The following is a 15,464-nucleotide window of genomic DNA, read 5'->3' as shown; positions in this document are numbered from 1 at the left end:
TTTCTCCTCTTTCTTAACTGTTTATTGTATGATTTGAACTAATTCTTGTACTAAATTAGGATCAATTTCAGAAAAGCATGATTTCCCTTCTCTAACCGCTGTACCGACATGAACTTGCGAAATTCCAGTTTCATCTAGCAATCGCTTTATATTTTCTTTTGTCACACCAGCTCCAACTACAAGCTGAATTTGACCACCGCTTACCTTTTGCATTTCTGCAAGCACCGGAATATTCTCTACTATATTTCCTTGTCCACCTGAAGTTAAAACGTGAGTCACTTTATGAAACTTCTTTAAAGTTTTCATCGCTTCTACTGGATTCTCTATATCATCTATCGCTCGGTGATACGTTACATTTATTCCATCTACAACAGATAGTAAATTCGCTAATTTCTCTTCATCCACTTCATTTCGTTCGTTTAATACACCTAATACAACACCAGCTGCACCTAACTTCTGCGCAATGATAATATCTTCCTTCATCATTTCAATTTCTTCTTCCGTATATGTAAAAGACTTCGCATGCGGACGAATCATAACGTGAATCGGTATATGTACTGCTTCTACCGCTTTTTTAATAAATGCATAACTCGGCGTTAAACCGCCTTCTGTATAAGATGTAATTAATTCAATTCGCTTCCCGCCAGCTCGTTCAATTCGTTTCACATCTTCTAAACATGTTGCAATAACCTCTAGCATGAGATGACCTCTTTTCGTGCTTTTTTCTTATTATACAGTAGCTGAAATAAGAAACATAGCATTCTCCTATAAAACTGTAAAAAGAAGAATAAAAAGAAAGATTTTTTTATTGATTGCCTTCGTTGTTAATATTATATTCTACTAAAAAAGGAGTAACCCCTGGAACTTCTGACTAGGTGTCACTCCTTTTTATTTTACAAAAATACTAGGTTTCCCCTATACATTTAGTTATTTTTCTTAGTTACTTCATTATAATAGTGGCTAAATGCCTCTACTAATGCGTCAACTGACGCATACAATTCTTCTGGTGTATTATCTACCCCTCCCATTTCAATAAGTAATGCATTTGGAGAAAGGTCTTGATTATATACTCCGTTCCCGCTTTTACGATCTTTAATAAAAATCCCTCGGCTTAAACCGTAATACTTCTCATCTAAATATGAATTTATTGCCGTTACTATTTTTTTATTTTTTTCATAGTTAGGATTTTCTCGTCCTAAAATAAAATAAAGCCGAGCATAATTCTTTCCGTTAATATTTTTTGTTGTAATATTTTTTCGTGCATCGTCTCTATGAAGGTCCATTGGAAACATAATATTTTTATCTTGTGCTAATTTATCTTGTAATATTTGACGGGATCCTTTGTAAGATTGGGCCCAATTTAAATTTTTATTTCGCAGAAAATCCCTCATATTTGTCGTATCATGTGAAACACCTATTCCTTTTTCTTCTAACTTTTGTTTTAAATAGTTTCCAACAAACGTAATATTCACTTCATTATTTGTACTGGAAGCATCATCGGGTATCGTAGCACCTGGAATGAGAGGAATAAACGCTTCCCAACTATGTGTATGATAAATAAAAACTTTATTTTCACCGTTATTTTTTGTATTTGAATTTTCACCAGTAGAATTGTTTTCTTTCCCACTCTTTGGGTGTTTAATAGCAGTACCTTTATCTTTAATGTTATCTAAAGGAATACTGGATTCTTCAGGAATGTTCGTATAATCTGTTCCTTCCCCAGCAATTAATATTTCCGAATAAAATTGATTCATATTAGGAAGTTCTCTAGTTAATAAACTTCGGAGATCATTTACATTAATGTTTGTAGAAAGTGACAGTAAAAAAGATTCCAAAGACGCTCGTCCTTTTTCTTTATGAAATTCTTCTGCAAAATAACGATTTTCACTTCCTATCATATACATAAGACCTTTAGTAGAATTTGTTCCTAACAACTGATTCATATAAAATGATTTAAATACGCTGGAATTACTAGAAATGAAGAATGAAGTGAGGATACATATAATAGTGAATAAAATACATATCACTACATATCTTACATTTAATACTTTCAATTTAATTTTATTCATTTTATATCTCCCTTCATTTACTATATTCTTACGCTTAATTTTCAATGAATATGATTAATAATTTAATAGAACTGCCTCAAACTACTATGTTTTCATTTAACCTCTTTCCGTAAAGCAAATGAGGTTAAAGTTGCCATATGCAAATATCATCAAAGATTTTAAAACAAATCAAATAACCTGAGTCTATATAAATATAGAACTCAGGTTATTTAATACTGTTTACTCGATAGGAGGCACTACATTTTGATGGACTTTTTTATTTTCCATGTCAATGCCTAATTGGTCTTTCAATAACTTCATACCTTTTTTTGTAAGATGGACGGCTCTATTCTTATCCGTTTTTGTAATCCATTCCTGTTCAAAAAATAGTTTTGCTATCGCAGATCCTAACCAACCAGAAATATGGTAGCGTCGTTCACTCCAATCAAGACAAGGTTTTGCAAATACCCTTCTCTTTATATCTGCCGTTTCAATATTTATTCCAAAATTCAGAAACCATTGCTTACCTTGTTCCGTTACAATGTATTCTCCTTCCTTTAAAATTATAAATTCCCTATGTAGTAATTTTTCAGTTATCTCTACACCGAGTCTGCCTGCAAGATGATCATAGCAAGTTCGAGCATAACGAATTTGTTTTAATTGATCCGATTGTTTTAAAGACCGAACTTGGACTGATGGTGCGATTGTTCCTAACTTTTCAAGAACTTCTGCTACCTCTTGATTAGCAAGTCGATAGTAACGATGTCTACCATGTTGTTCAACTGTAAGTAGATTCCCCTCTACTAATTTAGAAAGATGAGAACTAATCGTTGGATGTGACACCTTTGCCATATAAGCCAATTCGCTAGCAGGTAGTGCCTGATTATTCATTAGACAATCTAAGATAATTGCTCTTGTAGGTTCAGCAATTAGTTTAGCTATATATGAGATATTCGGATATACATTCATATTTCGATGATACCCTAACTATTAAACTGATACAATTATTTTAAGTTTAATAGTAAAGGAGAATGTATTATGAATGCAATTGATCTTAGTATATTAAATTTGAAAGAAACGAGAAGGCGCTCAGAAAAATTATGGAATTCTCTTCCCGATAATTTTCTTAATTGGAAGCCTGATCATGAAGCTATGTCCTTTGGTGAGATGATTCGTCATGTATGGAGCTCAACTTTTTACTATCATATGATTTTAAAAAACAACGGCTCAATAAATGATATACATTTCCCGTATGATGACGAGCCAATTACTTGTGTAAAAAAAGAAATTGAATTGGCACAATCGTACTTTACTGACTTCATAGAGTATGTTCAATCCATAAGCATAGCTGAGCTAGATTCAACCCTTATTGATCGAAGCGATGTTGGCTATCAAAGATATTTAGGCGACATGCTATTACGAATTGCCTATCATGATGCGGTCCATGCTGGTCAATTTCTACAATATTTACGAATGATAAACTTGGAAAGACCTTTAATATGGGATTAGATACGACAAATGTTTACAACGCTTCGTTTTAAACTAGTATATTAAACACATAAAAAGCACGTGTTTGATTACTACTCAAACACGTGCTTTCAAAACAACTATATTACTCATAAACAATAAAATACAAGTTTAAAATTACTACGACCGAAACGCCGCATCCGCCAGCATAGATAGTGTTGCATCATCCATCGGCGGATTGTGCAATCCTGCTCTGACGTTTAAATAGTAACGATGAAGCGGATTTTTTTCTGATAAACTTTTTGCTCCTACGATGCGCATTGCTTTATCTACAATAGATATTGCTGCATTTGTTACAGCATATTTCACTGCTGCTAGTTCGGCTTGCAATGATAGTTTATCCTCTGCCTCATCGTACTTTTTCGCAATTTGATATAAAAAGACGCGAGCTTGCATAAGCTCAAGTTCTAATTCTCCAACTAATCTTCTAACATTCGGCAATAAACTAATAGAATGATTTAAACTATTTGGCTTGTATGATCCCGCAAACTGAACTGCATAATTTCTTGCTGATTGTGCAATTCCTAAATAACATGCTGGTATATGTAGCAACCAGCCAATACCCTTTTGTTTCACTTTCCCGCCCTTTACATCTGTAAAAAAGCGATTTTCTATCTCTACATTTTGTAAGACAAGGTCATGACTAGCAGTCCCTCGCATCGCAACGCTATCCCACGTTTCTTCAATGGATACACCGAGCGTATTTCTCGGAATGACAAACTCACCAACTTCTTCTCGACCTTCAATACTCGCTGAAATAATAAAATAATCAAGTATTGGCGCCATCGTTGTAAAAGTTTTTCTTCCATTTATAATCCACTTCTCACCTTGTTGAACCGCTATTGTTTCTGGCTTACCACCACGCGTCGGACTCCCTGTTTTTGGTTCTGTTGCTGCCCGATTAAAGAGTGCACCGTTACGTACTTCTTCGCAAAACCATTTGAACATCTCATCATTCCAAGAGTGATTTTCCGCTAGCTCTTTCACAATGCCAATATGCCAGCCAATCGATAACGCAGTAGCTCCGCAGCCTTCCGCGATTTTCTCTTGAAATAAAACAAAGTCATATAAAGAAATCGCACTACCACCAAATTCCTTCGGTAACGTTAATTTCGTATATCCGATATCTTTCAAATCACTTATATTTTCAGACGGAAATGATCCTAATTCACTTAGTTGATGCTCTCTTTCCATGAACTTCGGAATCAATTTATTTATTTGTTCAATAATGAAAGATTGTTCTTCTGTTTCAACAAATGAGAGTGCCATACTATAATCTCCTTTATGTTCGATTCATCAACCGCTCACTTTTTCATTATGATTATATGAAGCTACCTCTCTATTGTTTCACTATTCCGATAAAAATACAATGTTTTTGACCAATAAGAAAAGTTCCCATTTAAAATAGGTTCTTTTCTTATATTAGTCTCCCTTCAATGCCTTTAACGGCAAAGAGGTTACATATCCAATGTACGAGAATAATTCTTTAAAGAAGAATGGTATTTCTGTGTCTAACGTTTTATATGCTGATGTCGGCGTTGGTGAAGCATACGCTTCAATATTAATATGTTTTGCGATTCTCATTGCGCGTTTCATATGAAGTGGATCACTTACAATCGTGTATGTGCGTATTCCGTTCTCTATTCCAACTTCCTTCGCATTCTTTAAGTTTTCTTCTGTGAAAAGGGATTTTGTTTCAATTAAAATATCTTCCTCTTTTACACCTTGTTTCATTGCATATACTCTTGCAGTACGCGCTTCCTCAAGTTCTGCCTCGAACTTTGTACCACCCGTAAAAATAATCTTTTTAATGTTTCCGTTCTTATATAAAGAAATCGCATGATTAATTCTTTCTTTAAATACAGGGGATGGTTTTCCATTCCAAGAAGCCGCTCCTAGTACGATACCAGCATCCGTTTTCATACTATCATCTGTTTTAAAACGATAGCTCCAAATATCGTAAGCTGCATAACTTACATATAAAATAGCAGAACAAATCATTAGTAAAAATACTTGAAAGATTCGTCTTTTCTTACTTTTCTTATTTTCTTTCATTTGTAATTGCCTCCGTACATCATCCATACTTCTATAAAAAACATTTATATCAAATCGTTTTGTTTGAGTTTATTTAAAAGAAGGAACTTTACTTGTTATTTATATAAAAGGGTTTTCATTTAAAATTGAGGATTATCAATTCATTTTTATTTGCGGTTTTCATTACATGTTTTAAATTCATAAGTTTATTACCATACAACTACATTGTAACGAATTTTTTCTCAGAAGGGAACGATGAAACAAAAGTAATTAAAATAAAGTAGCATTTTGTAAGAAAAAAGGTATATTTTTCATGTATTACGAACAATATACCTTTCAAAACACGAATTATAACTTTTCTTCATACAATTCTAATTTTTCTAACAATTGTCCTTTTACGCCTGGCCATTCACTCGAGATAATACTATACACAACCGCATCTCTCACATGTCCACTTGGCAATTTTCTTTCATTTCTAAGCACACCCTCTTTTACTGCACCTAACCTTTCAATTGCTCGTTGTGCTTTTTCATTTCTTGCATCCGTCTTAATTTGTACTCTCAGCATACGCAGTTTTTCAAAAGCATAGTGAAGAAGCATATACTTACACTCTGTATTGATACTCGTACGTTGCACACTTGGATGATACCACGTTTGTCCTAACTCGACTGTTTTCTCTTCTACTGAAATATTATATAGACGTGTACTTCCTACAATCGTATTCGTCTGTTGATCCACTACAACGAAAGGTATTTGAGTCCCCTTCCCATAACCCTGTATCGCTTTTTGAACGTATTGCTGCATATCTTGCGCACTATCCATTTTAGAGATTAAATACGCCCAAATATCCCGATTTCCTTCTACAATCGAAAACAAAGTTTCGACATCATCACTATCTATTATCCGTAACTTTGCTCTTTCGTGAATGATTTCCATTTGTAAGCCCCCTTTGTTGTTACTATATCATACGAAACGAAAACGCTTTATAAGAATAATAGAATATTTTTTAAAAGAATTCCTTTTCAAATATAATCTTCTCGTATAAGGTAGGAAGGCTCATCAATAACCTTTAAAAAGGAAAATTTTGATAATTCCCAATAAATTCTATATAATGATAAACGGGAGGGGATAAAAATGCTAGATCAAATTACTTGGGGAACGCCAGGCAGCTTATTATGCTTAGGTTTCTTTTTTGCAGGGCTAGGAATCTTCTTAAGAAGTATGACATCATATTCAAAAAATAAATAAAAACATCACAAAAACAGAAAATAGTATATTTTCACGTTTTAGGATATTTGATTTTCTTAGCATGATAGTGATGTGGGAATACCCCGATTTTAAACAAAAGAAGCCTTCCTTTTACAGAAGGCTTCTTTTGTTAGAGATTTATCTTTTTAAAACTTTAAAGTAACAAATAAGCAATCGGCGTAATAATAAGTAATGTTAATATCGTTCTTTGTACGTAGAGAATAATAAGTTCCGATACTTTTAACGGAATGTCTGTCGATAAAATACAAGGAATGGAAGCTGAGAAGAACAATATAGATGATACCGAAACAACCGCAATGACAAACTTTGTCACAAGTGGTGCACTTACAACTAAAAGAGAAGGTAAAAACATTTCTGCGATACCAACAGATGCCGCTTTAGCAGCTAGTTCTGCTTCTGGAAGCTGTAAAGCCCACGTAAATGGATAGAAAATATAACTGATCCAATCAAATATTGGTGTGAATTTCGCTAAGACGATACCAATTAATCCGACTGACATAATGGATGGTAAAATGCCCATTGTCATGATAAATCCGTCTTTTAAATTTACTGCGATATTTTTCATAATACTTGGTGCAGATTTCGATACTTCTAGCGCATCTTCCCAAGCGCGTTCTAGCATTTTCTCTTTATAAACGGGCTCGGGGAACCCTTCTTCTGTTACATATGTATCTGGTTTTCTATTAAGTGGTGGAATTCTTACGGTGATAGCAGTTACGATGAATGTTACAACAAGAGTAGTCCAAAAATAAACATTCCATAAATGCATAATGTCTAATGTTTTTGCGATGATGATCATAAATGTTGCGGATACTGTAGAAAAACCTGTAGCGATAATAGCTGCTTCTTTTGTCGTATACTTCCCTTCTTTATACACGCGATTCGTAATTAATAAAGCCAACGAATAACTCCCCACAAAGGATGCAACCGCATCGATTGCTGATCGTCCTGGTGTATTCCATAACGGTCTCATAATGGGACGGCAAAACGTACCGATAAATTCAAGTAATCCGTACCCGACTAATAACGCTAAAAAAGCCGAGCCAATTGGCACGAGTAAACTTACCGATATTACTAGTTTTTCATACAAAAACGGCCCTACATCTGGCGCAAAGAACCAAGCTGGCCCTACTTTCAAGCAATACAATACGCCAAAGACAACACCAACTACTTTTAAAATCGAAAAACAAATGTCTACGATAGATGCATTCCACTTTTTCGTATAAAACGGATAAATCGCACCTATTATCATAACGAGTAGTGCATAATAAGGTACGACGCTCGGAACAGAAGTCCTGATCCATGATACGATATGATCAATCATAATGGACGAAGCACCGTTTATCGTAACTGGTACGAAAAACATAAACACCCCAACTAGACTAGCGAGTATAAACCGGAGAATACCCCCCTTCTCACTCCCAGTCTTAATTACATTCCTTTTTAATTCAATTTCACTCAAAATTCGACACCTCCCATTATCTAAATATTCTGTATATTTATGTTAGATTCCTTCTTTCCATTTCTAATATTTCATCATATGAAAAAGCCTATTTTAAAATAGGCTTTTTCTACTATCTCTCATAATCATCCACAATCACTTGAATAACACGATACGATTCCTCTGCCACTATTTTATTACTAGTCTTATTTGCATCATATGTAATTAACGCTTTCCAAAGTGCCCATCCTCTTGCTCTATTCCACGTTTCTTCATCTATGCGCAATACGTCTTTAAATATGTTTCTGCTATTCTTATCAAAAAATGTCCATGCCATCGCTGCATCACAAGCCGGATCTCCTACTCCTAAAATACCAAAATCAATTACGGCGCAAAGCTTTCCGTCCTTAACGAGTAAATTTCCTGGTGCAACATCTCCATGAACCCAAACTGGTTTACGCTTCCACGTTGACTGAAGTGCTAAATCCCAAAGATGCTTTAATACTGTTTCATCAAAAACGTCCTTATTATTTTCGATAGCACCTCTCGCCTCTTCGTCATATACAGATATAAGCCCACCTCGGTAAAAATTATGCGCTCCAGCGATCGGTCCGTTACTCGCATCAATGGATTGCAATTCTACTAAAAATGATCCTAAGTCCGTTGCAAATTCATTTAAATCACGAACATTTTGTTTCGTAACGGTTTCTCCCTCTATCCATTTATTAACAGACCAAGGCCATGGATACGATTCAGATGGATTACCTTTCGCAACTGGTGTAGAAATCGGTAAAGAAAGCTCCTTACTTAATATAGGTAGCCACTTATTTTCTTTCTCTACTTGCGGTGCATATGCTGCATCACTTGGTAATCTGACACTCATCTCATCCCCTAGGTGAAACGTTCTATTATCATGCCCACTAAACTTTACAGGCTTCACCTCTAAATGTGCCCATTCAGGAAACTGTTCCCCTATCAACCTTTTAACTAAATCAGTATGAATTTGATTCATTCACTTGCCCCCTTCTCTTTTGAAACTTACTAAGTCCATCTGTACTCCCAACATATTCAAAACCATTTTTCTTATAAAAGTCATTCAACGTACGATTATGCCCGACGCAGTCTAGCTTCAAGTACTCTTTATCATGTTGTACATTTTCGTATACCCACTGTAAAATCCCTTCTCCGATTCCATTCCCCTTATACTTCCGTTTTACCGCAAATCTATGAATATATAAAGAATCGAAAACTTTCTCTTTACCAAAAATACGCTCATCCCATTCACTTTGTTTAGGAGATACTGTAACTGTACCGATTATTTCATCTTCTTTCATAACCACATATGTATATTGCTCTCTTATACCTTCTAGTATTTCAGCCGTAGCTTCTCTGCCTAACAAATACTGCCACTGATCCACTTCTTTATGTTGTAACCACTGTGCTACTTCTTTTAATAGAGTGATGATGCTATCGCTTTCATTTTCAGTAGCAATTCGAATTGTATATTCTTTAACTGTATTTCTCTCCATATTTCTGTTCTCCTTTCATATGCTTACTTCTCTCTTTATTAATTTTCGTTTTATACATTATATACCAAGATTAACCACTACACCTTCAAAGATATCTATTTTACAACTTGTATTCCATCAAAAAAACCGCCCACTATTAGTGAAACGGTTTTAATTCCTTAAGCATTCACTTCGACTTCACAAAATAATATAAAAACCACACCGCATGATTTTGTTCATCTGCAGCTATTCTGCGTAACAACTCTTTCATATGTGCATCCGATGTTTCATCTGCAATTTCTAAGTAAAAATCTACAGTCTTTTGTTCATCTTGTATAGCGAATTCTAATCCTTGTAAGTACGTATTCGGGCATTCTTCCATGATTTGTGGTTTAGGTTGCTGACCAGTTAAATTTGTATAGATTTGTACAAAATGATGAAAATGCTTTATTTCATCGTTACGAATTTCAAGAATTTGATTTCGTTCCGCCGCATTTGGAGCCATGTTCGCTAATTTCGCATAGCAATTTATAGCACTAAACTCTCCATTAATTGCTTTCTCAATATCACGAATCAACTTATCATTTTGCCTATACGAATCATAATAATTCGAATTATACATCGTATCCCCTCCATTATTTCGCATAATATTTTATGCAATTTGAAATAGCAGGAGCATGTATACAGAGAGAAGTCGAAAATCTGAATTCTTCTATTCTCTTAAAAATATAGAAAAACCTATCCTACCTGATTTCCCTATAAGTTAATAAAAATCAAAAAACGCTTCACTCCTAGTGAAACGTTTTTATCTTTTATGCGTGTAATTCCGTTTTATGTTCCTTTATTACACTACGTTTGAAAGCAGTCGCTAAAATAATAACGATACTTACCACACCAATCCAAACGAGCACAGTAAGGGGTATACTCCAGCTTAACCCTTTTCCAAAGAAGAATATTTCTCTAAGTCCTTCAATCATAAATCGCATTGGCAACCATGCGTACACCCAGTCTTGATAAAATGGTGACAACATTTCCGGTGCTAATGATAATAACGGTGCACCGAAGAATAGTAAGAGAGCAAATACACCGATTCCCTTTAGTCCAACTAATGAAAGTACCGCCGATATCATTAAGAAGAAACTAAAAGATGTAATAGATAAAAACAGTGCCGTATCAGTGAAATTCGAAATGTTTAATCCTACCATTCCATCCGCAATCCATGTGAGGCCAAATCCAATTACAAGTGCCGCGACAGCTCCTGTTATTATTTGTTTTAGTTTTAATACGAAGTTTTCTTTTCTTGTACCTACTGGCATTTTACTTATCGCAATAAAGATAATTGCTGAGCTCGCTAAACTTGCAATCCATAACGGCTGGAATAAAGACATTGGCGAGTTACCGTTCGCACTATTTTTGCCAATCTCATTTACGTTTGTCACTTTCTTCGTAATCGGTGTTACTATATTTGAAACTTGATCTACTGTTACTGTAGCTCCTTTTGCTTTCAATCCTTCTAATAGTTGTATGCGAACAGTATTGTTCATATTATCAACTACCCCATTTAATATTTGCCCTGCCATAGTTGAAGCCGCTGTATTCATTCCTTGATTTATGAATATTTCTACCTCTGGCGAAGATGGCTGTAGTGTTCGTAATGATGCTTGTTTTGTGCTAAAGTCTTTCGGAATAACTAATGCTGCGTAATACTCTTGATTATTTAAGCCTTTTTGAACTGCTTCTTTATTTTTCACTTCTACCCACTTCACCGCAGGTTCTTCCTCTGATTTTGATGTCTTTTTCATATTATCAACAATCGTTTGCCCCATATTCATCTTCGGTTGATTCGGAATTTCTACTCCTTGATCCTCATTTACAATAGCGATTGGCAAGTTTTTCGGCTGAGGTTGAACGGTTGGAAATAACGTTAATGAAAAAATAAAAACTACAAGTAGTGCAATAACCGGTGATAATAATAAAAGTTTATTTTTAAACATTTTCTTTTTTCCTCCTATAATTTGATTTATAATAACCAACAACGTGTTGTTTATTTATATTTGAATTATATGTTCGAGTTGAACCTTATACAATAATCAAAAATCGTGAATGTGTCGGTTATAAGACACATTCTTGAAAAGTGTTGAGAAAAATTAAGGAGGGACATGCTTTGCGCGATAGTAATTTAGATTTACGTGTTATTCGTACGAAAACTGCCATACGAAACGCATTGGTCGAATTAATTGAAGAAAAAGGTTTTGACGCCATTACAGTGAAAGATATTACAACGAAAGCAAACATTAATCGCGGTACTTTCTATGCGCATTATCAAGATAAATTTGATTTAATGACGAAATGCCAAGAAGAAATTATGTATAAATTTTCTAGCATTGCCAAACAGAGATTACCTGAAGTGATTGCTGATCTTGGGTCAAATCCTTCCCCAACAATGCCGTTTATACTTATCACTTCTATTCTTGAATTTCTAAATGAAAATAGTGATTTTATGAAAGCTGTATTAAGTCCAAAAGGAGATTTATCTTTCCAAACAAAACTGAAAGACTTTATGTGGAAAACAATATTTGAAGATACGAATGGCGCTCTCATTAATAAGGAGAATTTACTTGTCCCAAGCCAATACTTAGCTTCTTATATGGCATCTGCTCATATAGGTGTTATTCAGCAATGGTTAACTACCGGGCAAAAAGAAACACCTGAGGAAATTGCTCGCATTTTATCAACAATCGCAGTTCATGGGCCTTTTTATGCAGCTGGCTTAAAAAAATAAGTCAGCTATATAATAAAAGATCATCCACTATAATATCGGATGATCTTTTATTTCATGACAACACTTCAATATACCCTTCAGTCCCATGTACCCGAATTCGTTGCCCATCTTTTATTCGTTTCGTAGCATTCTCTACCCCGACAACTGCTGGTAATCCATATTCACGTGCGATAACTGCTCCATGCGTCATAAGTCCACCAACTTCAGTGACTAACCCTTTTATAGACACAAATAACGGTGTCCAGCCAGGGTCAGTAAAAGCAGTAACTAATATGTCTCCTTCTTCTAAATTCGCTTCTTCCATGTTTAAAATAACGCGCGCTCTTCCCTCAACAACTCCTGAAGAAACAGGTAAACCTACAATCACATCAGCCGGGAGGTTTTCTCGTTTATATTTACCTGTAATAATTTCTCCAGCAGACGTCATTACACGAGGAGGCGTTAGTTTTTCATATAATTTGTAATCATTTTTTTGTTTTTGGATTAGCTCGTAATCTAGTTTATTCGTGCGAACGACTTCGTGAAGCTCTTCAAAAGTTAGGTAGTATATATCATCGACTTCATGAATGACACCGCTCTGCGTGAGTTTCTCTGCTTCTTTCAATAACGCCTGCTTATATATGAAATAACGGTTAATCATACCGTATTTCGGGTATTCACGATAACCGATGAAATTCCGAATGTTACGAATCATACGCTTCGTCTCTTCTACTTTTTGTTTACCATCTGGCAAGTGCTGCAGTCGCTCTACTAACTCTTCTTCTTTTTTCAAAGCTTCCTGCAGTCCTTTTTCAAATTTCCGTTTACTAGCACCGGCTTCAAAATCTCTTATATTATTTAAAATCATCGGGATAATTGTAGTTGGCTGTTCACTCCAGCGCGTTTTCGTAATATCGATTTCTCCGCTGCATCTCATTCCGTATTTATTTAGAAAAGCATCGATTGCCTCTCGAGCTTTTTCTCCGCCTTTAAACTGAACCAATTCATCTAAAAAGCTATCATCTTCTACATGTTGTAAATACGTAATAACTTCTTGATACGGCCGAATCACATCAGCAACATCGAGTAATGCTAGCCCCATTTCAGATGTAATATTATTTTGTACGGATTGAGAAAGCATGTCTGCTGCATTCTTTTCGCCTAACCATTGCTCCATTTTTTCATTCATCCATGTTGAAGCATTCATACCTGCCATAATGACAGCCATACTTTGCGGACTAAATAATATTTTTTGTAATTGCTGCTCGATATCTTCTAAAATAAAATCAAATACAGCCGATCCTGATTTCGTTTGAATGTTTCGTTTTAACTCTTCAATCGATGCTTGATTATTCTTTATTAAGTCCATCACAATTGCCGGGTCGTTTTCGATTTCTGGTTGCGAACTGGCAGGTAGCAGACTTTTACTACCACTTTTTTCTTTTTCATCATCCGGTAACAATGTAATAAAATTATCTCGCTCGATTACAGTCGTTAATGCATCTCTGACGAGTGGATCCGATTTTCCTAACGTGTTTATTAAGAATTCTCTGCTAGCAGGTGAAGCTAATTGTTGCGTAGCATCAACAAATAGCCTGCCTCCCGCTTTACGCATAGGAGCACTAGTCGTTAACAGGAAAAAAGATAATCCTAGTGGTTTCATCGCATCGGTCATCATTTGCTGGTGACCAACCGATACATACACATGATTCTCCCCATCATTTGCTTCAGGTATTGGATATAAAGTCGTGATTGGGCGACTTTGGACAATATAAAATGTAGCATCCACTAAACACCATTCAATATCTTGGGGACAACCAAAATAAGCTTCAATCTGTCTTCCAATCTGTGCTAGTTGTAATATTTGTTGTTCAGACAATGTTTGATTTTTTTGCTGAGCCGGATCAATCTGTTTCGTCTCCGTTCCGCCCTCTTTCAAAGCATAAATAGCTATTTTTTTAGTCGCTATCATCGTTCCAGTAATTTTTCCTTCTTTTACTTTATAATTATCAGCAGAGACCAGTCCTGATACTAACGCCTCACCAAGTCCAAAACTGGCATCAATTGATAATACCTTTCGGTTAGAAGTAACCGGGTCAGCCGTAAATAAAATGCCCGAAGCCTTAGGGAAAACCATTTTTTGAACGACAACACATATAGAAACTTGATTATGTTCAAAATCATTTTGCATGCGGTATATAACTGCTCGCTCTGTAAATAAAGAAGCCCAGCACTTTCTTACATGCTGCAAAATTGCTTCTTCTCCGATAATATTTAAATACGTATCTTGTTGACCAGCAAACGAGGCATACGGTAAATCTTCAGCCGTAGCACTAGAACGCACGGCATACGCATGTTCATTTCCAAAACGTGAGAGATAATGAGCTACCGCTTCCACTACATCAAAAGGGATTTCTACTGCCATAATGACTTCTCTAATCTTCTTGCTAATTTCACCAATTTGAGCTCGCTCTTCCTTTTTCAACTTTGTTAGCTGCTGCAACAAAGTATGAAGCTCTTCATTTTGATCGATAGCCTTTTCATATCCTACCGTTGTAACACAAAATCCTTCTGGTACTTGTATCCCTTGAATGTTGGATAACTCCCCTAAATTCAAACCCTTTCCACCAACGAGTGAAAGCTGCGTGTTTCCTATTTCCTGAAAATCGAGAACGAAAGAACTCATGTAACATCTCTCCTTATTATGCATGTGTTCTTGATTGTAGCAGGAGTAAATACGAATAAACAGTCTATTTCGAATTTGATTTACATGATATAATTAACTTAGGAAGAGATATTCCCCCCTCTAATTCACTTCAGCTACATCACCAAACTTAAACATCCTTTGATTATGAAAAGCATCGGTACAAGTAATC

The 15,464-nt window shown here is 35.3% G+C and carries 14 protein-coding genes; 2 read left to right on the top strand and 12 right to left on the bottom strand.

Going from position 1 to position 15,464, the window contains the following annotated elements:
- Positions 1 to 21: 21 nt before the first annotated feature.
- From JDS82_RS05855 to JDS82_RS05845, 3 genes are all read right to left on the bottom strand, one after another.
- Entirely contained in the window at positions 22 to 699 is a 678-nt protein-coding gene (locus tag JDS82_RS05855; protein WP_199712870.1) for a copper homeostasis protein CutC, read from the bottom strand.
- A gap of 224 nt (positions 700 to 923) precedes the next feature.
- Positions 924 to 2,069: a stage II sporulation protein P gene (locus tag JDS82_RS05850; RefSeq protein WP_088081133.1), complete on the bottom strand. Its 1,146-nt coding sequence runs from the start codon at positions 2,067 to 2,069 to the stop codon at positions 924 to 926.
- 219 nt (positions 2,070 to 2,288) lie between these two features.
- Positions 2,289 to 3,017 carry an ArsR/SmtB family transcription factor gene (locus JDS82_RS05845; protein WP_088081134.1) on the bottom strand — a complete coding sequence of 243 codons (729 nt, stop codon included), beginning with the start codon at positions 3,015 to 3,017 and terminating at the stop codon, positions 2,289 to 2,291.
- Positions 3,018 to 3,086: 69 nt separating this feature from the next.
- Between JDS82_RS05845 and JDS82_RS05840 the strand changes: the two genes are divergently transcribed.
- Entirely contained in the window at positions 3,087 to 3,557 is a 471-nt protein-coding gene (locus tag JDS82_RS05840; protein WP_075307790.1) for a DinB family protein, read from the top strand.
- A 138-nt stretch (positions 3,558 to 3,695) separates the two neighbouring features.
- Here the strand turns inward: JDS82_RS05840 and JDS82_RS05835 are convergent, their stop codons facing one another.
- The 8 genes from JDS82_RS05835 to JDS82_RS05800 all read right to left on the bottom strand — a co-directional run bounded on the left by JDS82_RS05835 (position 3,696) and on the right by JDS82_RS05800 (position 11,860).
- Positions 3,696 to 4,844 (bottom strand): acyl-CoA dehydrogenase family protein, encoded by a 1,149-nt coding sequence (locus JDS82_RS05835; protein WP_088081135.1) that lies wholly within the window; start codon positions 4,842 to 4,844, stop codon positions 3,696 to 3,698.
- 153 nt (positions 4,845 to 4,997) lie between these two features.
- On the bottom strand, positions 4,998 to 5,630 hold the full coding sequence (locus tag JDS82_RS05830) for a YdcF family protein (RefSeq protein WP_060487279.1): 633 nt from the start codon (positions 5,628 to 5,630) through the stop codon (positions 4,998 to 5,000).
- A gap of 327 nt (positions 5,631 to 5,957) precedes the next feature.
- Complete coding sequence (locus JDS82_RS05825; RefSeq protein WP_199712869.1) at positions 5,958 to 6,545, bottom strand: GNAT family N-acetyltransferase; 588 nt, start codon at positions 6,543 to 6,545, stop codon at positions 5,958 to 5,960.
- Between the two features lie 466 nt (positions 6,546 to 7,011).
- Positions 7,012 to 8,340: a YjiH family protein gene (locus JDS82_RS05820; protein ID WP_199712868.1), complete on the bottom strand. Its 1,329-nt coding sequence runs from the start codon at positions 8,338 to 8,340 to the stop codon at positions 7,012 to 7,014.
- 112 nt (positions 8,341 to 8,452) lie between these two features.
- The gene (locus tag JDS82_RS05815; RefSeq protein WP_199712867.1) at positions 8,453 to 9,331 is read right to left on the bottom strand and encodes an aminoglycoside phosphotransferase family protein; all 879 of its coding nucleotides are present in this window, start codon (positions 9,329 to 9,331) and stop codon (positions 8,453 to 8,455) included.
- The gene (locus JDS82_RS05810) at positions 9,312 to 9,848 is read right to left on the bottom strand and encodes a GNAT family N-acetyltransferase (RefSeq protein WP_000440848.1); all 537 of its coding nucleotides are present in this window, start codon (positions 9,846 to 9,848) and stop codon (positions 9,312 to 9,314) included. The genes JDS82_RS05815 and JDS82_RS05810 overlap by 20 nt, the downstream gene beginning before the upstream one ends.
- A 166-nt stretch (positions 9,849 to 10,014) precedes the next feature.
- On the bottom strand, positions 10,015 to 10,449 hold the full coding sequence (locus JDS82_RS05805) for a ferritin-like domain-containing protein (RefSeq protein WP_000282819.1): 435 nt from the start codon (positions 10,447 to 10,449) through the stop codon (positions 10,015 to 10,017).
- Between the two features lie 190 nt (positions 10,450 to 10,639).
- A complete protein-coding gene (locus tag JDS82_RS05800; RefSeq protein WP_199713010.1) occupies positions 10,640 to 11,860 on the bottom strand; it encodes a YhgE/Pip domain-containing protein in 1,221 nt (406 codons plus the stop codon).
- A gap of 131 nt (positions 11,861 to 11,991) precedes the next feature.
- On the opposite strand from JDS82_RS05800, the gene JDS82_RS05795 reads away from it, so the two are divergent.
- Complete coding sequence (locus tag JDS82_RS05795; protein WP_199712866.1) at positions 11,992 to 12,609, top strand: TetR/AcrR family transcriptional regulator; 618 nt, start codon at positions 11,992 to 11,994, stop codon at positions 12,607 to 12,609.
- 52 nt (positions 12,610 to 12,661) lie between these two features.
- Here JDS82_RS05795 and ppsA read toward each other — a convergent pair whose 3' ends face one another.
- The gene (gene ppsA, locus JDS82_RS05790) at positions 12,662 to 15,274 is read right to left on the bottom strand and encodes a phosphoenolpyruvate synthase (protein ID WP_199712865.1); all 2,613 of its coding nucleotides are present in this window, start codon (positions 15,272 to 15,274) and stop codon (positions 12,662 to 12,664) included.
- Positions 15,275 to 15,464 lie beyond the last annotated feature (190 nt).

Origin of the sequence: Bacillus cereus group sp. N14 (genome assembly GCF_016483555.1) — a bacterium.
Classification (GTDB): Bacteria; Bacillota; Bacilli; order Bacillales; family Bacillaceae_G; genus Bacillus_A; species Bacillus_A wiedmannii.
Note: the sequence above shows the minus strand (reverse complement) of the source record. Positions and strands in the feature narration are given on the sequence as shown.

Coding starts and splice junctions, on each gene's coding strand:
- JDS82_RS05855 (WP_199712870.1), bottom strand. CDS start 699: ATGCTAGAGGTTATTGCAACATGTTTAGAAGATGTGAAACGAATTGAA.
- JDS82_RS05850 (WP_088081133.1), bottom strand. CDS start 2,069: ATGAATAAAATTAAATTGAAAGTATTAAATGTAAGATATGTAGTGATA.
- JDS82_RS05845 (WP_088081134.1), bottom strand. CDS start 3,017: ATGAATGTATATCCGAATATCTCATATATAGCTAAACTAATTGCTGAA.
- JDS82_RS05840 (WP_075307790.1), top strand. CDS start 3,087: ATGAATGCAATTGATCTTAGTATATTAAATTTGAAAGAAACGAGAAGG.
- JDS82_RS05835 (WP_088081135.1), bottom strand. CDS start 4,844: ATGGCACTCTCATTTGTTGAAACAGAAGAACAATCTTTCATTATTGAA.
- JDS82_RS05830 (WP_060487279.1), bottom strand. CDS start 5,630: ATGAAAGAAAATAAGAAAAGTAAGAAAAGACGAATCTTTCAAGTATTT.
- JDS82_RS05825 (WP_199712869.1), bottom strand. CDS start 6,545: ATGGAAATCATTCACGAAAGAGCAAAGTTACGGATAATAGATAGTGAT.
- JDS82_RS05815 (WP_199712867.1), bottom strand. CDS start 9,331: ATGAATCAAATTCATACTGATTTAGTTAAAAGGTTGATAGGGGAACAG.
- JDS82_RS05810 (WP_000440848.1), bottom strand. CDS start 9,848: ATGGAGAGAAATACAGTTAAAGAATATACAATTCGAATTGCTACTGAA.
- JDS82_RS05805 (WP_000282819.1), bottom strand. CDS start 10,449: ATGTATAATTCGAATTATTATGATTCGTATAGGCAAAATGATAAGTTG.
- ppsA (WP_199712865.1), bottom strand. CDS start 15,274: ATGAGTTCTTTCGTTCTCGATTTTCAGGAAATAGGAAACACGCAGCTT.